18 protein-coding genes are annotated in these 23,298 nt (G+C 71.4%); 5 read left to right on the forward strand and 13 right to left on the reverse strand.

Annotated elements, in window-relative coordinates; translation table 11 throughout:
- Nucleotides 1–4: 4 nt before the first annotated feature.
- Together AB0M30_RS34955 and AB0M30_RS34960 are read left to right on the forward strand one after the other, a co-directional pair.
- Nucleotides 5–325: a zinc-binding dehydrogenase gene (locus AB0M30_RS34955; RefSeq protein WP_364592889.1), complete on the forward strand. Its 321-nt coding sequence runs from the start codon at nt 5–7 to the stop codon at nt 323–325.
- Nucleotides 326–472: 147 nt separating this feature from the next.
- Entirely contained in the window at nt 473–2,386 is a 1,914-nt protein-coding gene (locus AB0M30_RS34960; protein ID WP_364592892.1) for a S8 family serine peptidase, read from the forward strand.
- Nucleotides 2,387–2,429: 43 nt separating this feature from the next.
- Here AB0M30_RS34960 and AB0M30_RS34965 read toward each other — a convergent pair whose 3' ends face one another.
- On the reverse strand, nt 2,430–3,059 hold the full coding sequence (locus AB0M30_RS34965) for a class I SAM-dependent methyltransferase (RefSeq protein WP_364592895.1): 630 nt from the start codon (nt 3,057–3,059) through the stop codon (nt 2,430–2,432).
- Nucleotides 3,060–3,080: 21 nt separating this feature from the next.
- Between AB0M30_RS34965 and AB0M30_RS34970 the strand changes: the two genes are divergently transcribed.
- The gene (locus AB0M30_RS34970) at nt 3,081–3,815 is read left to right on the forward strand and encodes an SDR family oxidoreductase (protein ID WP_364592898.1); all 735 of its coding nucleotides are present in this window, start codon (nt 3,081–3,083) and stop codon (nt 3,813–3,815) included.
- Nucleotides 3,816–3,978: 163 nt separating this feature from the next.
- Here the strand turns inward: AB0M30_RS34970 and AB0M30_RS34975 are convergent, their stop codons facing one another.
- Nucleotides 3,979–4,989 (reverse strand): SDR family oxidoreductase, encoded by a 1,011-nt coding sequence (locus AB0M30_RS34975; RefSeq protein WP_364592901.1) that lies wholly within the window; start codon nt 4,987–4,989, stop codon nt 3,979–3,981.
- A gap of 71 nt (nt 4,990–5,060) precedes the next feature.
- On the opposite strand from AB0M30_RS34975, the gene AB0M30_RS34980 reads away from it, so the two are divergent.
- Nucleotides 5,061–5,939: a LysR family transcriptional regulator gene (locus AB0M30_RS34980; RefSeq protein WP_364592904.1), complete on the forward strand. Its 879-nt coding sequence runs from the start codon at nt 5,061–5,063 to the stop codon at nt 5,937–5,939.
- On the opposite strand, the gene AB0M30_RS34985 is transcribed toward AB0M30_RS34980, so the two are convergent.
- Nucleotides 5,936–6,517, reverse strand: a complete 582-nt coding sequence (locus AB0M30_RS34985) for an amino acid transporter (protein WP_364592907.1) — start codon at nt 6,515–6,517, stop codon at nt 5,936–5,938. The two genes, AB0M30_RS34980 and AB0M30_RS34985, sit on opposite strands and share 4 nt — an antisense overlap.
- Nucleotides 6,514–7,959, reverse strand: a complete 1,446-nt coding sequence (locus tag AB0M30_RS34990) for an ABC transporter substrate-binding protein (RefSeq protein ID WP_364592910.1) — start codon at nt 7,957–7,959, stop codon at nt 6,514–6,516. Before AB0M30_RS34990 ends, AB0M30_RS34985 begins: the two co-directional genes overlap by 4 nt.
- A gap of 103 nt (nt 7,960–8,062) precedes the next feature.
- Between AB0M30_RS34990 and AB0M30_RS34995 the strand changes: the two genes are divergently transcribed.
- The gene (locus AB0M30_RS34995) at nt 8,063–9,397 is read left to right on the forward strand and encodes a hypothetical protein (RefSeq protein ID WP_364592913.1); all 1,335 of its coding nucleotides are present in this window, start codon (nt 8,063–8,065) and stop codon (nt 9,395–9,397) included.
- On the opposite strand, the gene AB0M30_RS35000 is transcribed toward AB0M30_RS34995, so the two are convergent.
- From AB0M30_RS35000 to AB0M30_RS35040, 9 genes are all read right to left on the reverse strand, one after another.
- Nucleotides 9,394–10,974: a glycoside hydrolase family 13 protein gene (locus AB0M30_RS35000; RefSeq protein ID WP_364592916.1), complete on the reverse strand. Its 1,581-nt coding sequence runs from the start codon at nt 10,972–10,974 to the stop codon at nt 9,394–9,396. The two genes, AB0M30_RS34995 and AB0M30_RS35000, sit on opposite strands and share 4 nt — an antisense overlap.
- A 31-nt stretch (nt 10,975–11,005) precedes the next feature.
- On the reverse strand, nt 11,006–11,875 hold the full coding sequence (locus AB0M30_RS35005; RefSeq protein ID WP_364592919.1) for a carbohydrate ABC transporter permease: 870 nt from the start codon (nt 11,873–11,875) through the stop codon (nt 11,006–11,008).
- On the reverse strand, nt 11,872–12,846 hold the full coding sequence (locus AB0M30_RS35010; protein WP_364592922.1) for a sugar ABC transporter permease: 975 nt from the start codon (nt 12,844–12,846) through the stop codon (nt 11,872–11,874). The genes AB0M30_RS35005 and AB0M30_RS35010 overlap by 4 nt, the downstream gene beginning before the upstream one ends.
- A complete protein-coding gene (locus AB0M30_RS35015) occupies nt 12,824–14,200 on the reverse strand; it encodes an extracellular solute-binding protein (RefSeq protein WP_364592925.1) in 1,377 nt (458 codons plus the stop codon). The genes AB0M30_RS35010 and AB0M30_RS35015 overlap by 23 nt, the downstream gene beginning before the upstream one ends.
- Before the next feature lie 179 nt (nt 14,201–14,379).
- The gene (locus AB0M30_RS35020) at nt 14,380–15,387 is read right to left on the reverse strand and encodes a LacI family DNA-binding transcriptional regulator (RefSeq protein ID WP_103337522.1); all 1,008 of its coding nucleotides are present in this window, start codon (nt 15,385–15,387) and stop codon (nt 14,380–14,382) included.
- A 1,143-nt stretch (nt 15,388–16,530) separates the two neighbouring features.
- Entirely contained in the window at nt 16,531–17,949 is a 1,419-nt protein-coding gene (locus AB0M30_RS35025) for a HAMP domain-containing sensor histidine kinase (RefSeq protein ID WP_364592928.1), read from the reverse strand.
- Nucleotides 17,946–18,620: a response regulator transcription factor gene (locus tag AB0M30_RS35030; protein ID WP_364592931.1), complete on the reverse strand. Its 675-nt coding sequence runs from the start codon at nt 18,618–18,620 to the stop codon at nt 17,946–17,948. The genes AB0M30_RS35025 and AB0M30_RS35030 overlap by 4 nt, the downstream gene beginning before the upstream one ends.
- 101 nt (nt 18,621–18,721) lie before the next feature.
- The gene (locus AB0M30_RS35035) at nt 18,722–20,908 is read right to left on the reverse strand and encodes a discoidin domain-containing protein (protein WP_364592934.1); all 2,187 of its coding nucleotides are present in this window, start codon (nt 20,906–20,908) and stop codon (nt 18,722–18,724) included.
- Between the two features lie 11 nt (nt 20,909–20,919).
- Nucleotides 20,920–23,178: a discoidin domain-containing protein gene (locus AB0M30_RS35040; protein WP_364592937.1), complete on the reverse strand. Its 2,259-nt coding sequence runs from the start codon at nt 23,176–23,178 to the stop codon at nt 20,920–20,922.
- Nucleotides 23,179–23,298: the final 120 nt, after the last annotated feature.

Consider the following 23,298-nt stretch of genomic DNA (forward strand, 5'->3'; position numbering starts at 1 on the left):
CGCATTGTGGCCGCCGCGCCGCGGGGCATCGACGTCGTGCTCGACGGGGCCGGCGGGGGAAGCGCTCGACGTCTCACTCGAACTGGTGAAGGCGCGGGATCGGATCCTCACCCTCGTCGAGCACGGCCGGGCCGCCGGACTCGGTGTGCTCGTCGCGAAGTCCGGGCGCTCGGCCGCGCGGCTCGCCGAGCTGGCGGCGCTCTACGCCAAGGGCGACTTGCGGTTCCTCGTGCGCCGGACCTACCCGTACGCCGAGGCCGCGGCCGCGCACCGGGAAATCGAAACCGGGCACGGCCGCGGAAAAATAGTTCTCACGTTTTCTTGAGCGGCCCGGACTCGTTCCAGGATGTGGACCGGAGGGCCTTCCCGACTTTGGTCGCTGGAATCCGGCTCGGTCACTCCTTAGATTCTCCCCATTACACCCGGTCGGGTGTCATTCGGTCGAGTGGCCGAGTACTACAGGGAGACATCGATGGTGAGATTCAGCCGGGCAGCCGCGCACGCGGTTCCGCTGACGGTCGGCGCGCTGCTGCTGACGACGGGGGTCTCGGCGGCGCAGCCGTCCACGGTGGACGCAGCGGCCGCGCGCACCGAAGCGGGCATCAGCGCACTGCAGAGCATCAAGAAGAGCCTGAGCCCCGCCGAGCGCAAGCAATCGAGCCAGCTGGTCGTCGAGAAGCGGTTGCGGGCCGACCGGTCGCTGGCCGCGAAGCTGCCCGAGTACCGCTCCGGCGTCGGCGTCAGCAACGCCGGCACCGTCTCGGTCGACATCGCCGCGCACGGGAAGGCCGTCGCGAACGCCGTCACGGCGGCGGGTGGCGCGGTCCGCTCCGTCTCGCCGGACGGGGCCGTCCGCGCCGACCTGCCGCTGTCCGCCCTCGACGCGATCGCCGGCCGGGCCGACGTCGCCGAAGTGAAGCCCGCCGCCCAGGCCACCACCTGGAGCGAGCCGGGCAACCGCGACTTCAGCACGGCCGCACGAACCGCCGCCGCGCAGGCCGCCGCCGCGACGCAGGTCTCCGAAGGGGACAAGGCGCACGGCGCCGACACCGCCCGCACCACCTACGGCGTCAGCGGCTCCGGGGTGAAGGTCTGCGTGCTCTCCGACGGCGTCGACTCCCTGGCGAAGTCGCAGGCCGCCGGCGAGCTGCCCGCGGTGGACGTCCTGTCCGGCCAGCAGGGCAGCGGCGACGAGGGCACCGCGATGCTCGAGATCATCCACGACCTCGCGCCGGACGCGACCCTCGGTTTCGCGACCGCGTTCACCAGCGAAGCGAGCTTCGCCGCGAACATCCGCGCCCTGCGCAGCACCGGCAACTGCCAGATCATCGTCGACGACGTCTCCTACTTCGACGAATCGCCGTTCCAGGACACGCAGGTCGCGCAGGCGGTCAACGACGTGACCGCGGCCGGCACGCTCTACTTCTCCTCGGCCGGCAACTCGGGCAACGCCACCGACGGCACCAGCGGCTACTACGAAGGCGACTTCCGCGCCTCGTCGTCGAAGATCAGCGGCGTCACCGGCACCCCGCACGACTTCGACCCGAGCAGCACCACGCAGAACTTCGACGCGCTCTCGGCGGGCTCGCTCGGCAAGCCGGTGACACTGTTCTGGTCCGACCCGTGGGGCAAGTCCGCCAACGACTACGACCTGTTCATCCTGAACTCCGCGGGCAGCGTCGTGGCCTCCAGCGAGAACGCGCAGTCCGGTTCGCAGAACCCGTACGAGATCGCGTCCGTGCCCACCACCGGCTCCGGCTACAAGGTCGCGGTGGTCAAGTACAGCGGCGCCGACCGCTTCATCGCGCTGAACGTGATCCGCGGCCGGTTCACGGCTTCGGGTTCACTCAAGGCGTTCAGCACCAACGGCGTCACGAACGGCCACTCGGCCGCGGTCAACGCGTTCAGCGTGGCGGCGGCGCCGGCGGCGGGCGCGTTCACCCGGCCCCTCGAAACCGGTGACCCGGCCAACCCGGCCGGCCCGTACCCCGGCCTGTACACGGCGTCGAGCAAGTGGGAGCGGTTCTCTTCGGACGGCCAGCGTCGGGTGTTCTACACCGCCAACGGCACGGCGATCACCCCGGGCAACGTGTCCTCGACCGGCGGCACGGTCCGCGCCAAGCCGGACATCACCGCGGCCGACGGCGTCGCGACCTCGGTGACGGGCTTCCAGCCGTTCTTCGGGACGTCGGCGGCGGCCCCGCACGCGGCGGCCATCGCGGCCCTGCTGCTGTCGGGCAAGCCCACGGCGACGCCGGCCGACATCCGCACGGCCCTGGTGTCCTCGTCGATCGACCTGGGCGCGCCCGGCTTCGACACGGTGACGGGCAACGGCGTGATCATGGCCGGCCCGGCGCTCGCCGCGCTGGGCGTGGCGGCGAAGTAAGGTTCCTTCCGAGCGGGGTCCGGCGCGCGCCGGGCCCCGCTCGTCATTTCCCGGACACGAGCAGGTGGAAGCCGAGGCCGCGGTGGGCGACCCGCTCGTGGTTCCGCAGGGGCAGCCCCGCGCCGTCCAGCGCGGACTCGAGCTCGGCCACCGGCCGGATGCGGAAGCCGTTGTCGGTGAGCATCGGCGCGCGGCTCATCAGGTCCGGGTCACCGATGCCCAGCACGAACCGCCCACCCGGCCGGAGGACCCGGGCCACCTCGGCGAACGCGCCTGCGAGATCGTCGATGAAGTAGACCGTGTTCGTCGAGACCACCGCGTCGACCGAACCGTCGCCGAGCGGCAGCGCGGTCATCGAGCCCGCACTGAGCACCAGGCGCCCGGCCGCGATCTCCCCGCGGAAGGCTCCCCGCGCCCGGTCGAGCATGGTCGCCGAGATGTCCACGCCGTGCACCACGCCGGCCTTGTCCAGCAGCAGCGCGAGGCCGAGGCCGCCGCCGAAGCCGATGTCGAGCGCGGTTTCCCCGCCGGCCACCTCCAGCGCGGCGACCGCCCGCACCACCGCCGTCCGGTTGCGGCGGTTGAGCATCGCGCCGACGATCCGGCCCCGCAGGCCGCTAGGGTGGCCGAGTTGCCGGGCGAGCCCGGCTCGGAAGCTCTCGCGAAGTCCCATGCGCGCAGTCTAGGAGGCGGGATGGCGAAAACGGCGGTCGTCACCGGAGCGGGGTCGGGCATCGGGCGGGCCGTGGCCCGGGCACTCCTGGAAGACGGCTACCGGGTCGCGCTGGCCGGGCGGCGCGCTTCCGCCCTCGAGGAAACGGCCTCGGGCTTCGAGAACGCGCTCGCGGTGCCCACCGACGTTTCCGACGAGCAAGCCGTCGAGGCGCTCTTCGCGGCCGTGCGGGACCGGTGGGGGCGGCTCGACCTCCTGTTCAACAACGCCGGGATCTCCGCAGGCGGGACCGTCGCCGACTTGTCCGTCGAGGACTGGAAGCGGACCGTCGACGTCAACCTCACCGGGATGTTCCTCTGCGCCCGCCAAGCCGTGCGGCTGATGAAGGACCAGGACCCGCGTGGCGGCCGGATCGTCAACAACGGCTCGATCTCCGCCCACGCGCCGCGGCCCGGCAGCGTCGCCTACACCGCGACGAAGCACGCCGTCACCGGGCTGACCCGGTCGATTTCGCTGGACGGCCGGGCCTGGGACGTCGCCTGCGGGCAGATCGACATCGGCAACGCCGCCACCGAAATGACCGAGCGGATGGCCGCCGGCATCCCGCAGGCCGACGGCCGGGTCGTCGCCGAGCCGACCTTCGACGTCCGGCACGTGGCCGGCGCCGTGCGGTACATGGCCGGGCTGCCGCTCGACGCCAACGTCCAGTTCCTCACCATCACCGCGACGACCATGCCCTTCATCGGCCGCGGCTAGTGTCGCGCGTCGCAAGTTGTTTGACGTCCGGGAAGAGCGCCCCAATGTGGCCTTCGGTGCGTTGAACGCACCGAAGGCCGCCTTGGGTGCGTTGAACGCAACCAAGGCCACATTGGGGCGCTCGGGGACCGGGCCGCTGTCACTGAACTTCGGACGCGCGACACTAGGGGATCACCCGCGCCTTCCGGAATTCGTCGAACAACCGGTAGAACATCTGCTCCGTCTCGACGTATTCGTGGAAACCCGCACGCCGCGCCTTCGACGTGTCCGCGAACATGTCGTAGTCCCAGCCGAACACGAAGTCGCCGAACGCCCATGACGACGAGACGTCCGCATAGGACGCCGAAAGACCGTGGGCCACGGCCATTTCGGACCACAGTGGACCTTTGTCCGCCATGACGTCCACCAGCGACATCCGCAGCGGCGGCGCCACCTCCAGGCCGAAGTACGCCGCCAGCTTCGGCCAGAGCTCGCGCCAGCGGAACAGGTCGCCGTTCGCGATGTTGAACGCGCCTTCGTGCCCGGTGGCCCAGACCGTTGCCGACGCCAGCAGTCCCGCGTCGGTCATTTCCAGCAGGCTGTCGTACGCGCCGGGCTCGCCGGGGAACCGCAGTGGCAGCCCGAGTTCCTTCGAAATCGACGCGTACACCGCGATCACCAGCGCCAGGTTCATCGGGTTGCCCAGCGCGGTGCCGCCGACCACCGACGGCCGGATCGCCGACCACGTCCACTCGCCCGCCCGCCGTTCGAGGAACCGCTGCTGGTCGACGTTGAACTCCGGCGGCATGTGCCCGGCGTCCGTCTCGCGCGCCGGGGTCTTGAACGGGCCGAGGTGCGCGCCGTAGACCTTGTAGCCCTGCATGAGGCTGACGTGCCGCAAGCCGGGCCCGGTCGCGTCGACGAGGTTCGTCAGCATCGCCAGGTTCGGCGGGACGAGCTCCGCCCACGTCGGCCGGTCTTGGTAAGCCGCGTAGAAGAGGTGCGTGACGCCGGCCAGCGCCCCGACCTTGGCCCGGGTGTCGGCCGCGTCGAGGAGGTCGACGGCGATCGCCCCCGGCCCGCCTCGCCGGGACAGGCCGACGACGTCCCAGCCACCGTCGGCCCGCAGGTGTTCCACGAGGTTCTTGCCGATGATCCCGTTGGCCCCGGCGACCAGAGCTGTCTTGCGTTCCATGCTGTCAAGGCTGGTCAGCCGGGCGGGATAAGTCCAAGGCTTAGTTGTCACCAAGTCGATAAGCTGTGTTCATGACAAGTCTGCGGCAGCTCGAATACCTGGTCACGGTGGTCGACACCGGGTCGTTCACCCGCGCCGCCGAGCAGCTGCACGTGACGCAACCGGCGTTGTCGCACCAGATGCGGGCCCTCGAGCGCGGCCTCGGCGGGCCGCTGCTGGAGCGGCTGCCCCGGGCGGTCCGGCTCACGCCGATGGGCCGGGCGATGCTGCCGCACGCGCGGGCGGCGCTGGCCGACGCCGAACGCGCGCGCTGCGCCGCCCGGCTCGCGTCCGGGACGACGGCGGGTGAGCTGCAGGTCGCCACGGTGTACTCGGTGAGCCTCGGTGTGCTGCCGCCCGCGTTGCGCGTGTGGCGGCGCGACCGGCCCGAGGTCGACGTCCGGCTGATCGAGTTCCGGCACGCCGGCGAGCTGCGCGAGGCGATGGCGGCGGGCGAGGCCGACGTGGCGCTCGGCCCGCGCCCCGGCGACTGGGCGGGCCCGGTGCGGGAGCTGGGGGTGGAGGAGTTCGTCGTCGTGCTGCCCGCCGACGGCGCCCGCGAGGACGACAGCACCGGCGAAGTCGATCTGGCGACGCTCGCCGGCTGCGCGTGGGTGCACTACGCCCCGGGCAACGGCCTGGCCGAGCTGGTCGACGCGGCCTGCGCGGCGGCGGGCTTCCGCCCCCGCGCGGCGGTCCGCACCGAGCAGACGGCGGCCGCGCCGATCCTCGCGGCGGCGGGCCTCGGCCCGGCGCTGGTCCCGGCCAACGTCCTGCCGGCCCGCTTCGACGGCCGGGTCCTGCGGCCGAGCACGCCGGTCCGCCGGACGCTGACGGCCTACACCCGGGCGGCTCCGGATCCGCTGACCGGGGCGTTCATCGAAACGCTCGTGGAGCACGCCACCGTCTAGAGGCGGCCGAGCCAGGGGTGGGGGCCGTAGGTCGTTTCGAGCGCCTCCGCGAGCCAGCGCCGCTGTGCCGCGCCGAGCACCGGCAGAGCGGCGGCGAAGTCCTGCTCGTCCTTGGGGCGGGTGTCGTGGGCCTTGGCGAACAGCTGGACCTCGGGTGCCAGGTAGGGGATGCCCTCGGGTGAGAAGCCGCCCAGCACCGCGATCTCCCGGCGCACCGCGGGGCTCCGGCGGGAGACCCATTCGGCACCCTCGGCCCGGTCGAGCATCACCTGGATCCGCCACGGCGCGGCCGCCGACGGGCGGCACCACACGTCGTCGACGTCGTCGCCCAGGACCTCGCCGGGTGCCCAGGGCCGCAGGGTGCCCGGCGGGTCCGCCGCCCACCATTCCCAGGACGGCAGCGCCTCCTGGATCGCGAGCTGGTCGCGCCGCAGCAGCAGGACGTCGACGTCGGCGTGCCCGCGGAACGGCCGGCCCACCGCCAGCTCGATCGCGTACCCGCCGGCGATCCACCACGGCGCGCGGACGTGCGCGAACACCTCGGCCACCTCGGGCAGCGGAGCGGGCTCCCAGCTCACGAGACGCCGATCCCCGCCAGCACCGGGCCGGTGAACGGGGTGGCCGTGACGTCGTGGACCCGCGGTGCCCAGACCGCGTGGCCGTGGCCCGACCACAGCGGTGCCACCGGCAAATCGCGCAGCAGCTGGTTCTCCGCCAGCCGGTACAGCTCGCCCGCCTCCTCCGGCGTGGCCGCCGCGTCGGCCAGCGCCAGGTTCTGGCGGAAGACGTCGTCGGTGTACCCCGACGCCGTGGCCAGCTCGGACAGCAGCTCGTACGGGCTTCCCGTCGCCGGCTTGACGTCCAACGTGGACGGACCGTCGAGCTGGTCCGTGCGCGGGGCCGCCTGTGCCGTCACGGAAACGTCCAGTGCCTTGTGCAGCCCGACCACCAGTGCGCGCGTCCACGCCTCCGCGCCCGGTCCGAAGTAGACGGTCGCACCACCGGGGAAGGCCGCCTGCTTCAGCAGGGCCTTGCCGGCCGCCGCGTCGAAGGTGCACGGGCGGCAGGTGCCCGAGCGCTCGCCCGGGGCGTCCGACGGGGGCAGCATCGCCTTGGCCGGGTCGGCCTGGTGCGCCAGCGGGCCGGCCTCCAGCGCCGCGCGGTCGACGCCGAGGGCGAAACCGTGGCGGACCGTCGGGTCGGCGAACCGGGGGTTCGTCACCGGGAACGCGAGGTAGCCCGCCTCGGGCAGGGCCCAGGACGCGTGGCGGTCGGCGAATTCGCCGTGCATGGCCTCGTGCCGCTCGCCGGGGACCTCGGTCGCGAGGTCGAGCGTGCCCGCCTTGACCGCGTCGTACTGGGCCGCCGGCTCGCCGACCCGCAGGTCGAGCTCCTCGGCCTTCCCGGCGCCGACGCGCTTGAGGGTGCCGCCCGATCCCGGCCGCCAGCCGCCGTCGAGCCGGTACGGGCCGTTGCCGACCGGGGCCTTCGCGAACGCGTCCCAGTCCTGGGAGGCGAGCACCGACGCCGGCAGCGGCACCAGGCCCGGCGCGGAGAGCAGCGCGGGCACCTGGCCGGACGGCCGGTCGAGGGTCAGCGCGATCGTGTCCGGAGCCGCCGCCTTGATTTCGCGGGCCCGCAGGAGCTTCGTCAACACCGGCGACGAGACCCAGTGGGAGGCGGCGATCGCCCGCCACGTGTCCACATAGGACTGGGCAGTGACCGGGGTGCCGTCGTGGAACGCCGACGGCCGCAGCTTGACCGTCCAGTGCACCCGGTCGGTGCTCTCGATCGACGCCGCCGCGCGCGGGGTGACCTTCCCGGACGTCGCGTCGTAGTCGGCGAGCGGGGTCCACAGCACGCTCGTCACCAGCCGGCCCGTCTGGTCGGCGAGGTCGGCGGGCAGCAGCGTCGCGGGCTCCCGGATGCCGACGGACAGGACACCGGGCCGGGCGGTGTCGGACCCCGAACAGCCCGTGACGGCGAGGGCCACGGCGGCGAACAGCACGAGCAGGCGCATGCGCCAGTCTTATCAGTCGGTTGGCAACGAAAGACGGTTGTGTCCGGTTGATCTCCGTCGTACCGTTCGGTTGTCACGCTCGGAGCGTTCTGGGAGGTTTGCCGTGCGCACCTGGTTGCGGTCGTGCTTCGCCGCCGTCACCGTCAGCGCCACGCTGGTCGCGACCGGGCTCCCGGCCGCCGCCTGCGGCGAGGACGACAAACCCGCGGTGCCGGCCGCCCGCACGCTGGGCGATCCCGGGGCGGTCAAGAACGTCAAGGCCGTCGGCAACGTGCCCGACGCCGCCGGCGCCATCTCGATCAACTTCCTCGACTACGGCCGCCGCGACGTCATGGTCGTGTCCGGCGAGTTCGGGCTCAAGGTGTACGACCTGACGAAGAACCCGGCCGCGCCGAAGCTGGTCGGGCAGGTCAGCCTGCCCGGGCTGTGGGAGACCGAGGACACCGAGGTCGACCAGAACCGCAAGCTGGTGTTCCTCTCCCGCGACCCGCGGGCCTACGGCGGCACCACGCACACCGGCGAGTCCGGGATCTACGTCGTCGACGTCTCGAAGCCCGAGGCCCCGGCGATCCTCAGCTACGTGCAGGTGCCGGCCGGCCACACCACCAGCTGCGTCGACGGCTGCCGCTACCTGTGGACCGGCGGCCCGGCGAAGGCCGACAACCAGCCGGCCGACTGGGGCGGGCGGCCGATCTGGGTCACCGACATCCGCGACCCGAAGCACCCGAAGGTCGACCCGCGGCCGATCGAGCTGGCCCGCAACGACGGCAAGACCGACTACGTCCACGACGTGCAGGTCGACGCGGACGGCGTGGCCTGGGTGTCCGGCCGCGGCGGTGTCCGCGGCTACTGGACGAACGGCGTGCACCGCGACCCGCTGTCCGGGAAGATCCGCCGCGCCACCGCGCACGAGCCGATCCCGTACGCCGGTGGCGGCATCGCCGAGACGGCGGCGCCCTCGCGGTTCATGCACAACAGCTTCCACCCGGCCGGCCACCGCATCGGCGACGGCGCTTGGCGCGGCCAGGACCTGATCTACGCGACGGAGGAGAACTTCGTCGACGGCTGCGCGGGCGACGGCGTCCTGACGATTTCGTCGCTGAAGGGCTCCTACCACGGCGAAGGCTGGCGTTCGACGCCGGAGAAGCCGTTCCGCCTGGAAAGCGTCGGCACCTGGGGCGTCAACGGCCAGGAGGGCAGCGACCCGGCCTCCGACGACTGTTCCGCGCACTACTTCGACGTCCGGGGCAAGATCCTGGTGCAGTCGTTCTACGCGCAGGGCACCCGGTTCCTCGACGTCAGCGACCCGACGAACCCGCGGCAGATCGCGTACTACCGCCCGGCCGACGCGAGCGCGTGGGCGCCGTACTGGCACGGCAGGTACGTCTACGTCGCGGACAACGCCCGCGGCGTAGACGTCCTGCAGCTGACCCGCTAGGACCGCAGCCAGGCAGCGGTGTCGGCCGGCAGCTCACCGTTGCCGACCGGCCCGCTGGCCAGCAGGACCTCGCCCGGCGGGAGCGGCACCGGTTCGGGCGAGAAGTTCAGCGCGAACGTGAACTCCGTGCCGAGCCGGAACGCCAGCACGCCCTCGCCGGGCGACAGCCACTCCAGCTGACCCGTCGGCAGGTCACGGCGGATCCGGAGCCCGGCGCGGTAGAGCGACAGCATCGAGTCCGGATCCGCCGCCTCCGCCGAAGCCGTGTACGCCTTCCACTCCGCCGGCTGCGGCAGCCACGCGTCCCCGGTGCCGAAGCCGAACGGTGGCTCGTCGCCGGACCACGGGATCGGGACCCGGCAGCCGTCGCGGCCCGGGTCGGTGCCGCGGGTGCGGGCGAAGACCGGGTCCTGGCGCAGCTCGTCCGGGATGTCCAGGACCTCCCACAGCCCCAGCTCTTCGCCCTGGTAGACGTACAGCCCGCCGGGCAGGGCCAGCGTCAGCAGCGCCGCCGCCCGGGCCCGGCGGGTGCCCAGTTCCAGGTCCACCGGCAGCTCGTGCAGCCGGTTCGCGAACGAGAAGCCCGTGTCGCCGGCGCGGCCGTAGCGGGTGACGTGCCGGGTGACGTCGTGGTTCGACAGCACCCACGCCGCCGGCGCGCCGACCTCGTCGTGCGCCTTCAGCGTGCGGGAAATGACGTCGCGGAAGCGCGCCGGGTCCCACGGGCAGACCAGGAAGTCGAAGTTGAACGCCGAGTGCAGCTCGTCGCGGCGCAGGTACCGGGCGGCCCGCGACATGTCCGCCAGCCACATTTCGCCGACCAGCACGCGCTCGCCGCCGTAGCTGTCAGCGATCTTGCGCCACGACCGGTAGATCTCGTGCAGCCCTTCCTGGTCGGAGAACGGCGTCTCGTCGCCGTCGTCGACGTCGGGCAGGTGCGGGTCCTTGACCAGGCCGTCGGCGACGTCGATGCGGAAGCCGTCCACGCCGCGGTCGAACCAGAAGCGCAGCACGTCCTCGAACTCCGTGCGGATCTCCGGGTTGTCCCAGTTGAAGTCCGGCTGGCGCGAGCTGTAGAGGTGCAGGTACCACTCGCCGTCCGGCACCCGCGTCCACGCGGACCCGCCGAAGCGCGACTTCCAGTTGTTCGGCGGCTCGCCGCCGTCCGGGCCGCGGCCGGGCCGGAACCAGAACCGCTGCCGCTCCGGCGAACCCGGGCCCGCTTCGAGCGCGGCCTGGAACCAGCGGTGCTCGTCGGAGCAGTGGTTGGGCACGATGTCGATGATCACCCGGATCCCGCGCGCGTGGGCCTCGGCGATCAGGTCCTCCGCCTCGGCGAGGGTGCCGAACAGCGGCTCGATGTCGCGGAAGTCGGCGACGTCGTAGCCGCCGTCGTCCATCGGCGACGGGTACCACGGGGTGAACCAGATCGCGTCGATGCCGAGGTCGGCCAGGTGGTCCAGCCGGGCGCGGACGCCGGCGAGGTCGCCGACGCCGTCGCCGTTGCCGTCCGCGAAGCTGCGGATGTAGACCTGGTAGATCGCCGCGCTCCGCCACCAGCCGGTCTTGTCGGTCACGGAAGTGCCCTCCTGAGTCGTTGTCGAAAGATCAGCCCTTGAGGCTGCCGGCGGTCAGCCCGGCGAGGATCTGCCGCTGGAAGGCCAGGAACAGCGCCACCATCGGCAGGCTGGCCAGCACCATCCCGGCCACGAGCACGTTGAGCGGCATGTCGATCGCCACCCGCTGCAGCATCACCGAGAGCGTCTGCTTCCCGGTGTCCGGGAACACCAGCAGCGGCCAGATGAAGTCCTTCCACGCGGTGACCACCGCGAGGATCGACACGACGGCGAGGATCGGCCGCGAAATCGGCAGGATGATCCGCCAGAGCGTGCGGACCGGCCCGGCCCCGTCGAGGCGAGCCGCTTCGATCAGCTCGTCCGGGATCTGGTCGAAGAACCGTTTCAGCAGGTAGATGTTGAACGCGTTCGCCGCCGCGGGCAGCCAGACCGCGGCCGGCGAGTTGATCAGGTTGAGGTGCAGCAGCGGCAGGTCCGTCACCGTCACGTACGTCGGGACGAGCAGCGCCGTCGCGGGCAACATCAGCGTGGCGAGCATCAGCCCCAGCACGACGTTGCCGAACTTCGGGCGCAGCTTCGACAGCGCGAACGCCGCCGGGACGTCGATGGCGAGCTGCGCCAGCCACGCGCCGCCGGCGACGACGAGCGTGTTGAGGAAGTACTTGCCGAGGTTCAGCTGGTCCCAGGCGTCGGCGAAGGTCTCCGGGTGCCACTCGTGCGGGACGAGCGTCGCCGGCGTCTGCGCCAGTTCCTGCGGGGACTTCATCGCCCCGGTGACGACCCAGTAGAGCGGGAACATGAACGCCAGCAAGAACACCACGAGCGTGCAGGCGAAGACGACGCCGTAGACGACCTTGCCGCGGGGGCTGCGCAGCGCGCCGGGGGAGACGAGGGTTCTCATGACTGGTCCGCCTTCCGCGTCAGCCGGACGTACCACGCCGAGAACACGCCGAGCGCCACGAACAGCAGCAGGCTCATCGCGCTCGCCGAGCCGAAGTCGTTGTAGACGAAGGCGTAGCGGTAGAGCAGCAGGAGCACGGTCACCGTCGAGTCGTCCGGGCCGCCGCCGGTCATCACGTACGGCTCGGTGAACACCTGCATGGTCGCGACGATCTGCAGCAGGAGCAGCACCAGCAGGACGAACCGGGTCTGCGGGAACGTCACGTGCCGCAGCCGTTTCCACAAGCCGGCGCCGTCGAGCTCCGCGGCTTCGTAGAGCTCGCCGGGGATCGTGCCGAGCGCGGCCAGGTAGATCAGTGTCGTGCTGCCCATGTTGGCCCACGTCGAGACGAACACCAGCGACAGCATCGCGGTGGTGGAGGAGTCGAGCCACTGGCCGCCGGGCAGGCCGGCCGCGCCGAGCGCGGAGTTGAACAACCCGGGACCGGGGTCGTAGAACCACTTCCACATCAGCGCCGTCACCACCGGCGGCAGCATCACCGGCAGGTAGACGGCGAGCCGGAAGAACGCCTTGGCGTGCCGGATCTCGTTGAGCAGCACGGCCGTCAGGAACGGGACGGCGAAGCCGAAGACGAGCGCGAGCCCGGTGAACAGCAGCGTGTTGCGCCAGGCGACGCCGAACAGCGGGTCTTCGAACAGCCGCGTGAAGTTGCCGAAGCCGACCCACGTCGGCGCGTTGACGAAGTCGACCTGCTGGAAGCTCAGCAGGACACCGCGCACGATCGGGTACCAGGAGAACAGCGCGAACACCACGAGGGCGGCGCAGAGCAGGCCGTACGCGGTGAGGTTCTCCTTGAGCTTGCGCTTGAGCCGGGTGCGGCGGCGTTCTTCCTGCGAGACGGCCGGGCGCCCGGCCCGCGACGGTTTCGCCGCGGGCCAGGCGAGCAGGCTACTTGACCTGGGCGAGGACACCGTTGACCTTCGACGCGGCCGAGGACAGCTGCTGGTCGAGGTTGGCGTTCTGATCGGTGAGCACCGCCTGCATCACGCTGTCGAGGGCGGCGTAGACCTGCTGCGCGTTCGGCGGCTCGATGCTGCCCTTGATCTTGCTGGTCGTGTCCACATAGGACGTGTAGTTCTGGGCGGGGACGTTGGCGTACTTGGCCTTCAGGGCCAGCTGCTGGTCGCGCACCGCGCCCTGCCAGACGTCCGGGGTGGGCTCGGCGGGCAGGCCGACCGGCTGCTTGCCGTCGACGTACTGCCGGATGTGCTTTTCGAAGCGGTCCGGGTTGAGGTACTTCCACTGGATCCACTCGAGGCCGGCCTTGATCTTCTCCGGCGACGCCTTCGGGTTGAGCATGTAGCCCTCGCCGCCGAGCAGGGTGCCCTGGCCGCCGGGCATGCCCGCGATGCCGTAGTCCTCGTACTTGCCGTTGAACTGCTTGACCAGCACCGGCACGTTGTCCGGGGCGGCCATGTACATGCCGAGCTGGCCGGCGCCCATCATCCGCTGGACGTCCTGCGCTTCGAGCAGTTGCTTGGCGCCCATGGAGTTGTCGGTCCAGCGCATGTCGTGCAGGTACTGCAGGGCCTGCTTGCCCTTTTCGTTGGCGAAGTCGGCGACCCACTTGTCGCCGTCCTTGCGGGCGATGTCGCCGCCCATCGAGTAGAGCCAGCCGGTCATGTGCCAGCCGCCCTGGTTGTTCTTGCTGTAGTCGGCGTACCCGACGACGCCGTTGCCGAGCGCGGAGATCTTCTTCGCGGCTTCGCGGACTTCGTCCCAGGTCTGCGGCGGCTTGTCCGGGTCGAGCCCGGCCTTCTGGAAGAGCGGGCGGCTGTAGAGCAGGCCCATCGTGTAGTTCATCGTGGGCAGGCCGTACAGCTTGCCACCGGCGTCGCGGAAGTTGTCCAGCAGTTCCGGCTTGAGGTCGTTGACGTGCGGAACGCTCTTGGCGGCTTCGGTGATGTCGGCGGCTTGGTGGCGGGCGATGATCTGCGCCGGGTCGGTGAAGTAGACGTAGTAGACGTCTTCGAGCTGGCCGCCGGCGAGCTTCGCGGAGAACGTCTTCGGGTCCATGAAGCCTTCGTGCGGATCGATGTCGATGTTCGGGTGGGCCGCCTCGAACTCCTGGACGTCGGCGTCGAAGACGCTGCGCTCGAACGGCTGGCTGGTCGGCGGCTGCCCGGTGACGGTGATCTTGACCTTGCCGCCGGGCTGGGCGGCGGTGTCACCGTCCCCGCAGGCGGCCACCCCGAGGGCGAGACCACCGGCGGCGAGCAGGCACAACGTTCGGCGGGAGACGGTTCGGGACCAGGTACTGCTCATCTCAAGCCTCTTCTCGGGTCGCGACGGCTGTCACGTGATTGCGGTCACTCTAAAGTGGGAGACGCGATGGCCGCAATAACCCGACGAGATTTTGCAACTTACGAACAGGACTCGAGCGAGTCGGGGCGCGCGAAAGAGCGCGACGGCTGGCAAGCCGTCGCGCTCTCGCGATACTGGGGTCAGGCGGTGCGGCGGGCCGTGGACCCGCGGACCACCAGCTCCGGCGCGAACAGCAGTTCCTCGGCCGCCACCTCGCCGCCGTTGATGCGCTTGACCAGCAATTCCACCACCGCCCGGCCCATCGCCTCGATCGGCTGGCGGGTGGTGGTCAGGGGTGGGTCGGTGCAGTTCATCAGGGCCGAGTCGTCGTAGCCGACCACCGAAATGTCCTCCGGCACCGACAGGCCTTGCCGGCGGGCCGCGCGGATCGCGCCGAGGGCCAGCAGGTCGCTCGCGCAGAGCACCGCCGTCGCGCCGCGGGGGTACAGGCGGGCCGCCGCCGCGTGGCCGCCCTCGATCGAAAACATGCCGTGCTCGATCAGCTCGTCCAGCACCGGCAGCCCGAGTTTCGCCGCGTAGGAGCGGAACGCCTCCAGCTTCCGCTGTGACGGCACGTGGTCGGACGGGCCGAGGACGAGGCCGATTTTCTCGTGCCCCAGCGAGCTCAGGTGCCCGACGACCTGCTCGACGGCCACCGCGTCGTCGCACGAGACCTGCGGCAGCCCGAGGTGGTCGACCGCCGCGTTGATCAGCACCGTCGGCAGCCGCCGCTCGACGAGGTGGTGGTAGTGGGAGTGGACCGCGTCGGCCTGCGCGTACAGCCCGCCGGCGAACACCACGCCCGACACCTGCTGCTGCAGGAGCAGCTCGACGTACTCCGCTTCGGACACCCCGCCCGCCGTCCGCGTGCAGAGCACCGGCGTGAAGCCCTGCTGGGCCAGGGCGTTGCCCATGATCTCGGCCAGCGCCGGGAAGATCGGGTTCTGCAGCTCCGGCAGCACCAGCCCGACCAGCCGGGCCCGCTCGCCGCGCAGCTGGGTGGGCCGCTCGTAGCCCATCACGTCCAGCGCGGTGAGCACGGCGGCGCGGGTGCTCGCGGACACCCCGGACCGGCCGTTGAGCACCCGGCTGACCGTGGCTTCGCTGACCCCGACCTGGCGGGCGACTTCGGCAAGACGACGCGTCATAGCTGAAACTTTACCGCAATCGAGCGCAAAAGCACGACGTGCGGAACCGGGGCGGAGCTGGTGATCAACGGTCACCGAGGCCGCACATCCCGTTCCTAGCTTGGCCGACGTGACCACCACCCTCGCCCGCACCACCACGTCTCGCGGCCTGACCGCGCTCGCGGTGCTCGCTTTCCTGCTGGCCGCCTACCGCGGGTTCCGCATGCCGGGCGACTGGGCCGTGACGCTCGAAGCCGTCTCGTCGGCCGACGGCTTCCACCGCCGATTTCTCGTCGGCACCCTGCTCCACCCGTTCGCCCTCGCGACCGGGTACGCGTACTGGGTGTTCGCGGCCGCCGCGTTCGCCGTCCTCGCGGCGGTGCTCGGGGTGCTGGCCGTCGCGTTCGCCCGCGCCCGGCACCCGGGGCGGAAGCTCGTGGTCGTCGGCTGGCTCTTGCTGCCCTCCGGCGGCTTCTTCTTCCACGAAGTGGGTTACTTCGACCAGGTCCTGTACCTGCTGCTGTTCGCCGCGCTGGGGCAGCTGCCGCGCCGGCCCGCGGTGGCCTCCGGGCTGATGACGGCCGCGGTGCTCACCCACGAGATCGCGGCGCTCACCGTCCTCCCGGTCTTCGCGGTCGTGCTGCTGCGGCAGTCTTCGGTGCGGAGCACGGCGATGCTGCTCGTCACGCCGGTCGTGGCGGAACTCGCCGTGCTCGCGCTCCCGGCGTCGAGCGCGGGCGCGGTCACGCGGCTCGAGACCGCGATGGCCACCGCGGACTTCACCCCGCGAGCCGACGCACTGGCGTTGTTCGAACGCACCCAGAGCGAAAGCTGGCAGCTGTACTCGATCACCGAAGTCCTGCTGCTCCTGGCCCCGATCCTCGTGGTCGTGGTGGCCGGCTTCCTGGTGCAGCGGCGTGACGTGCTCGCCGCCGCGGCCGTCGCGGCTCCGGCGTTGCTCGCCTTCGCGGGCTGGGACTGGGCGCGCTGGGGGTTCCTGCTGGTCACCAACTTCGCCGTGCTGCTGTGGCTGGGCCCGCCGCGGGAGCTGCGCCCGCTGCCGCTGATCGGGGCCGCGGTGCTGCTCGCGCACCTGCCGCTGCCGTACTTCGACGCGCAGCACCCGCGTGAGCTGTCCTGGCGCGCGGTCAGCGCCTTCGCCGGTCAGGCGTTCTCGACACCCCGGGGCAACCGCACGGTGAACACGGCACCGCCGTCGTTGTGCACCGTGAGCGATCCGCCGTGCGCCAGCACGTTCTCCCGGGCGATCGCCAGCCCGAGCCCGCTGCCCTCGGTCGCCTGACGCGCGTGGTCGCCGCGGGTGAACCGGTCGAACAGCAGCGGCAGCAGGTCTTCCGGCACGCCCGGGCCGGCGTCGGCGACGCGCACGACGACGTCGTCACCGGTCCCGTCGAGGGTGACCGTGACCGGCGCGGCCCCGTGCCGGACGGCGTTGCTCAGCAGGTTCGCCACCACGGTGTGCACCCGCCGCGGGTCGGCGACGACCGTGACGTCCCCGCTCGCCGTCACGGCGGCCTCGACGCCGGTGACCTCGGCGGCGTCTGTGACCAGGTCGGCGAGGTCGACGGGCGCCACTCGCAGGTCGGCCTTCCCGGCGTCGAAGCTCGCGATCTCGAGCAGGTCTTCGACGAGCTTGGCGAGCCGCCGCGCCTGGGTGCCGAGGATGTCGGCGGCGCGGGTGCGGGTGGCGGGCTCGGCGTCGTCGAGGCTGTCGACGGTGGCGAGCATCGAGGCCAGCGGCGTCCGCAGGTCGTGGGCGACGTCGGCGACGAACCGCCGCTGCTGCCGGTCTTTCGCGTGCAGTTCGTCGATCGACGCGCCGAGCCGTGCGGCCATCGCGTTGAAGGACCCGGCCAGCGCGGCGACCTCGTCCCGGCCCTTCACGGGGACGCGGGTATCGAGCGCGCCCGCGCCGAGTTCGTCGGCGGCCGTGGACAGCGCCTTGATCGGACGGCGGATCCGGCGGCCGATCAGGAGCGCCACACCGACACCGAGCACGCTCACCCCGAGCGCGATGCGGACCAGCTTCCAGCGCAGCCCGCTCAGGTCGTCGTCGAACCGGCTGAAGTCGAAGAATTCGACGAGGTGGTAGCCGGGGAGCGGCAGGTTCGCGTTGACCACGAACACCTTCCGGCCCGTCTGCGGCACTCTCGCGTAGGCGCTCCCGAACTGCTCGGGTGCCCGCTGGCGGAACAGTTCGTCCCGCACGGTCCCCAGCATCGCGAGCTTGTCCGGAGCCGGGATGAGCGAGCCGTACCCGGCGGCGGCCCGGACGACTTCGACCGCCCCGCCGGGGCGCTCGGTCACCAGCGCCCAGTCCGGGTCGGGGCCGAGGGCGCGGCCTGCCCGGCCGAGCCACCCCGCGGAGCCCACCTTCGAGAACTCCTGGAGGACCTGGCGGTCGGCTGCCGTGTTGCGCACGGACGACCAGGCGAACCGGCCCAGTGCCTCGTCCGCCTGCACCTGGTACGCCGAATAGGCCATGACCGCCGTCGCCGTCGTGGTCACGCCGACGATCGCCGCGACGATCCGCGTCCGCAGGCTGACGGCCGGGAGCCTCACCTCGTCACCAGGCGGTAGCCCAGGCCGCGGACCGTCCGCAGCAGCGCCGGGTTCGCCGGGTCGTCCTCGACCTTCGCCCGCAGCCGCGCGACCGCCGCGTCGACGATCCGCGAGTCGCCGACGTAGCCGTAGTCCCAGACGCGCTTGAGCAGCACCTGGCGGCTGAGCACCTGGTTCGGGTGCTCGGCGAACTCGACGAGCAGCCGGATCTCGGTGGCGGTCAGCGCCAGTTCCTCGCCGCCGCGGGTGACGCTCATCGCGGCGGCGTCGATCTCCAGCTCGCCCACGCGCAGCAGGCCGGCTTCCGGCACGGCCGGCTGCGCGCGGCGGCCGATCGCCTTGATCCGCGCGTCGAGCACGCGCGGTTCCGCCGGCTTGACCACGTAGTCGTCGGCACCGCACTCGAGCCCGGCGACGACGTCGATCGGGTCGCCGCGCGCGGTCAGCAGCACGATCGGCAGCCGGCTGCGGGCGCGGATGCGGCGGCAGACCTCGAAGCCGTCGATGCCGGGCAGCATGACGTCGAGGAGGACGAACTCGGCGTCGCCCAGCGAAGTCAGCGCGTGCTCGCCGGTGGGAGCGTGGACGACCTCGTGGCCCAGCGCGCTCAACGCCAGCGAAAGCGCTTCGGCCAGCGGTTCGTCGTCCTCGACGAGCAGCAGACGCGGCACTGGTCCTCCCCGGGGTGATCGGTCCGGCGAGACTAATGCAGGGCACGGCGGCCCGGCGGTTCCCGTGCGGAACCGTCGAGCCGCCGTGCGGTTTCGTCACACTAGGCCGCGGCCACCTCGAATTCCGACGCCTGCCCGGCGGGCCAGCCGGTGTTGCCGGTGAAGGTCAGCCGCACGAACCGCTGGGACGTCGTCGCGAACGACACCGACGCCGTGTTGCCGGACGCCGGGTCGAACGTGTAGCCGCGCGAACCCACCAGCGTGGTGTACGAGCCGCCGTCCGTGCTGGCGGAGATCGTCACCGTCTGGGTGCGTGCCCCCCACGCCGACGACGGCGGCAGGCGAAGCGTCACCTTGTTGATCGACGCCGCCGCGCCGAGGTCCACCGTCAGCGTCTGCGGGAACGCGTTGTTCGCGCTCTCCCAGTACGAGCCGGCGTCCCCGTCGTTGGCGTTCGACGGCGGGAACCCGCCCTGCTGGGACGACGAGCTGATCGCCTTCCCCCGGGCGAGGTTGGTGCCGGGCTGCGGCGGCTGCGGCGGCCCCGAGTTCGGCGCGGGCCAGGTCGAGCAGTCGCCCCAGGTGCCGGTCCAGCCGTTGTTGCCGGAGCCGGTGAAGGTCATCCGCGGGATCGACGTCGGGTAGGGGCAGTTGTACGTCCCGGTGACGCCGACACCGGATGCCGTCAGGTTGCTGATCGACACCGCCCCCTGCGTCTGCGACTGCGCCACGAACGTGCCGACGCCCTGCACGGAGACGCCGTCGATGGTGATGCCCTGGATCGGCTTGCCCGCGCCGTTGCCGTCGATGAACTGGATGGCCTCGTACGGGCTCTGGATCGCGGTGAACCCGGTGACGCGGATGGTCACGCCGGTGATGGCCTGGTCGCGGGCGTCGAACCACAGCGCACCGACACCGAACTGCCAGTTCGGGTCGAGCGCCCCGGCCCGCAGCGCGGTGTTGTTCGACAGCGTCACCGTGCCCGACAGCGGCACCGAGTTGAACCGGTTGGCGACCAGGTAGCCGCCGCCGAGGGCGTTGGTGTCCTGGACGAGGTTGCCGCTCACCGTGTTGTTCGAGCCGCCGTACAGCGCGATGCCGTTGGCCAGGTTGGGCTGCACGACGGTGTTGTTCGCGATGGTGTTGCCGGAGTCGGCCTGGCCGTTGGACCACAGCGCGAGCCCGTCGTCGCCGTTGTTGCGCAGGTAGTTGTTGCGCAGCGCCGAGTTCGTCACGGCACCGTCGAAGTTCACGCCGTCGGCCTGGGTGTCGAGGATGCGGTTGTTCTCGATGGTGACGTTCGAGGACGCGCCGTTCATCAGCCACAGCCCGCACTTCGTGTCCTGGATCCAGAGACCCGACACGACCGAGCCGGTGCCGAGGACGCCGTGGAACGCGTTGTCCGGGCTGCCGTCGTTGCGCTCGGTCACGTCACCGAAGACGGCGAAGTCGTACAGCTTGATGTTCCCCGACGCGCTGCCGTTGTTGAAGATGTTGTTGCCGTGCAGCACGGTGTACCACGGGCCCGCGCCCCGGACGGTCGTCTGGTCGATCTGCAGCGCCGACCCGATTTCGAAGCGCCCGGACGGCACCCACAGTTCCCGGCCTTGCGAGCGGGCCGCGGCCAGGCCGTTCCGGAACGCCTGCGAGTCGTCCGAAGCGTCGTTCGCGGTGGCACCGTAGTCGGTGACCGACAGGGCGTTCGCCGGTTTCGTGCCCGCGCCGCCGACCTGCTCGAAGTCGGCGAGGTCGATGGTCGCCTGGCCGACGTCGCCGGAGTCGGCCTGCACCCGCACCTTCGCCCCGGCGGCGAGGTTCTGGCCCAGCAGCAGCCGGGCGTCGTCGAAGAAGTGGTGCGTCTTGGCGCCGGGGATCCAGCTGGTGTCCACATAGGAATACCGGGACGTCACCGAGAGCCCGCTGCCGAGCTTGGTCCCGTTGACGGACACGGAAAGCCGACCGGACGACCCGTCGGGCAGGTTGTAGTGGACGTTGATCGAGTTCGCCGCCACGGGCAGTGTGAACTCGACGTACTGGCCGGTCGTGATGCGCACGGCCTGCCGCCCGGAGGCTTCCGAAGCGATGCTGGCCTGCGTGTAGTCGGGGCCGACGGCGGAACCGTTCGTCGCCGAGCACTCGGCTTCGACCGTCCGGAAGGGCACGCTCGCGCCGCCGGACGCCGTCGCCGGACAGGTCGCCGCCGCGGCGGGGGCGGCGCCCGAAAGCACGGTCAGACCGGACGCGGCGAGCGCGACGGCGAGTAACGCCGGGATGCGGGACATCGTCATCACCTTCCTGATCAGGAGGAATAGGCTTCGAGTTCGGACAGCTGCCCGGCGGGCCAGCCGGTGTTGCCGGTGAACGTCAGGCGCAGGGTGCGCTGCGAGGTCGCCGGGAAGGTCACCGTCGCGGTGTTCCCGGACGCGGGGTTGAAGGTGTAGGCCGCCGCGGCCTTGATCCCGTCGACCGAGATCGTCTGCGTGCGGGTGCCCCACGCCGGGGACGGCGGCAGCTTCAGCACCAGCCGGGAGACGGTGACCGTGCTGCCGAAGTCGACGGTCAGCGACTGCGGGAACGCGTTGTTCGTGCTCTCCCAGTAGGAGTTCGCGTCACCGTCGACGGCGTTTCCCGGCGGGAAACCCCCTTGCGACCCGGACGCGCTGACCGCCTTGTGCAGCGCCAGGTTCCCGCCCGGCTGGGTCGGTGTGGTGGTCGGCGGCGTGGTGGTGGGCGGAGTCGTCGTGCCGCCGTTGTCCGAGCCGTACACGGGGGTTGGCCACGACCCGCAGTACGTCGTCGTCCAGCCGGAGTTGCCGCCCTGGTCGGCGAGGCCGGCCATCGCGTCCGGTCCCATGCAGTTGTAGACGCCCGCCCGGCCGACGCCGGTCGCGACGACGTTCTTCACCGAACCGGCCGGCTTGGCCTGGATCTGCCAGGCGAACGTGCCGGCACCGCTGATCCGGACGTTCGTGAAGTGCACGTCCGTGGTGGCGCTGTCGATGAACTGGATGGCCTCGTAGTTGTTGTCCAGCAGGTCGAGGTCGCTGACGTCGACGCGGCCGGTGATCGCCGAGTCGCGGCCGTCGAACCACAGCGCGCCGACGCCGAACTGCCAGTTCGAGTCGAGCACGCCGGTGCGGATCGCGGTGTTGCGCGCGACGGTCGTGGTGCCCGAGAGCGGCACCGCGCTGAACCGGTTCGCGATGTGCAGGCCGCCGCCCTGGTCCTGGTTGTCGGCGACGACGTTGTCGGACACGGTGTTGTCGTGCCCGCCGTAGATCGCGATGTTGTTGGCGAGGATCGGCAGCAGCACGGTGTTGAAGGAGAACGTGTTGTGGTGGTCGGCTTGGTGCTCGGACCACATCGCCAGGCCGTCGTCGCCGGTGTTGCGCAGGAAGTTGTTCGTCACGGTGACGTTGCTGATGCCCTGGTGCAGGTTCAGCCCGTCGGCGGTCTGGTCGAGGATCCGGTTGCCGGCCACGGTGAGCCCGTCGAACGGCCCGTCGAGCCACAGCCCGACCTTCGTGTGCTGCAGCCACAGGTTCTGCACGACCGAGCCACCGCCCAAGGCACCGCCGATGGCGTTCGACTGGTCGCAGTCGACGCGGGCGTCGACCTGCCCGATGATGGCGAAGTCGTAGAGCTTCACCGCGCTGCTGACCCCGGGCACGGCGGGGTTGCCGGGGTACGTCGGCGTTCCGCAGCTCTCCGGTTCGCCCTTGCCGAAGATCCCGGCGCGCGGCCCGGTCAGCACCGAGTACCAGGGCCCGGCGCCGCGGATGGTCACCTGGTCGACCGTGATGTGGTGGCCGAGGGTGAAGGTGCCGGACGGGATCCAGACTTCCTTGCCCTGGCCGCGGGCCGCCGCGACGGCGGAGTCGAACGCGCCGGCGTCGTCGCTCGTGTCGCCCGCGGTGGCGCCGTAATCGGTGACGGACACCGAGTTCGCCGGCCGGGTGGCGGCCGCGCCGACCTGCTCGAAGTCGGCGAGGTCGACCGTCACCGGCGTGACGTCGCCCGCGTCGACCTGCAGCTTGATCTTCGTCCCGGCCGGGTACGACGTGCCGAGCAGCGCGCGGGTCTCGTCGTAGAAGTGGTGGGCGTGCCCGTCACCCGGGTTGTTGGTGAACGGGTACGAGCCGTAGTACCAGGCCCACTTCGACGTCAGCGGGATGTCCCGGTTGTGGGCACCGCCGGCGTAGAGCGAGATCGTCCCGCTCGCGGAGTCCGGGACGCTGTACCGGAAGTCGATCGAGTTCGCCGGTGCGGTGAGGGTGAACTCGACGTACTGGCCCTGGCCGGACAGCGTCACCGCCTTCCGGCCGGACGCCTCGCCGGCGAGGGTGCCCGCGGCGCGGTTCGGGCCGATGACCTGGCCGTTCGTCGCGGCGGTTTCCGCTTCCTGCTCCAGGAAGGGAACCGTCGCGCCGCGGCCGGCGGCGAGCGCGGCGTTGCCCGCCGGAACGGCGGCGATGGTGAGCCCGGCGGCCGCGATCACGGCCGCGGCGAGGGCGCCGAACCTGAACTTGGGCGCACTGGACACAGAGCTGGGAGTCATGGGCGGCACTGGCCTTTCCGCAGCAGGTGGGGACCTCTGTGACCGGGATCATACGAATCCCGGACAAGAAACCGCAATAGTCGGACGAACTTACGCAAGTTTGCGACAGAAATTGACGGC

Source organism: Amycolatopsis sp. NPDC051716, from assembly GCF_040681595.1.
Taxonomy (GTDB): Bacteria; Actinomycetota; Actinomycetes; order Mycobacteriales; family Pseudonocardiaceae; genus Amycolatopsis.

Excerpts from the sequence above, each read along its gene's own strand:
- AB0M30_RS34960 (WP_364592892.1), top strand. The coding sequence starts at position 473 with ATGGTGAGATTCAGCCGGGCAGCCGCGCACGCGGTTCCGCTGACGGTC.
- AB0M30_RS34965 (WP_364592895.1), bottom strand. The coding sequence starts at position 3,059 with ATGGGACTTCGCGAGAGCTTCCGAGCCGGGCTCGCCCGGCAACTCGGC.
- AB0M30_RS34970 (WP_364592898.1), top strand. The coding sequence starts at position 3,081 with ATGGCGAAAACGGCGGTCGTCACCGGAGCGGGGTCGGGCATCGGGCGG.
- AB0M30_RS34975 (WP_364592901.1), bottom strand. The coding sequence starts at position 4,989 with ATGGAACGCAAGACAGCTCTGGTCGCCGGGGCCAACGGGATCATCGGC.
- AB0M30_RS34980 (WP_364592904.1), top strand. The coding sequence starts at position 5,061 with ATGACAAGTCTGCGGCAGCTCGAATACCTGGTCACGGTGGTCGACACC.
- AB0M30_RS34990 (WP_364592910.1), bottom strand. The coding sequence starts at position 7,959 with ATGCGCCTGCTCGTGCTGTTCGCCGCCGTGGCCCTCGCCGTCACGGGC.
- AB0M30_RS35005 (WP_364592919.1), bottom strand. The coding sequence starts at position 11,875 with ATGAGAACCCTCGTCTCCCCCGGCGCGCTGCGCAGCCCCCGCGGCAAG.
- AB0M30_RS35015 (WP_364592925.1), bottom strand. The coding sequence starts at position 14,200 with ATGAGCAGTACCTGGTCCCGAACCGTCTCCCGCCGAACGTTGTGCCTG.
- AB0M30_RS35020 (WP_103337522.1), bottom strand. The coding sequence starts at position 15,387 with ATGACGCGTCGTCTTGCCGAAGTCGCCCGCCAGGTCGGGGTCAGCGAA.
- AB0M30_RS35035 (WP_364592934.1), bottom strand. The coding sequence starts at position 20,908 with ATGACGATGTCCCGCATCCCGGCGTTACTCGCCGTCGCGCTCGCCGCG.
- AB0M30_RS35040 (WP_364592937.1), bottom strand. The coding sequence starts at position 23,178 with ATGACTCCCAGCTCTGTGTCCAGTGCGCCCAAGTTCAGGTTCGGCGCC.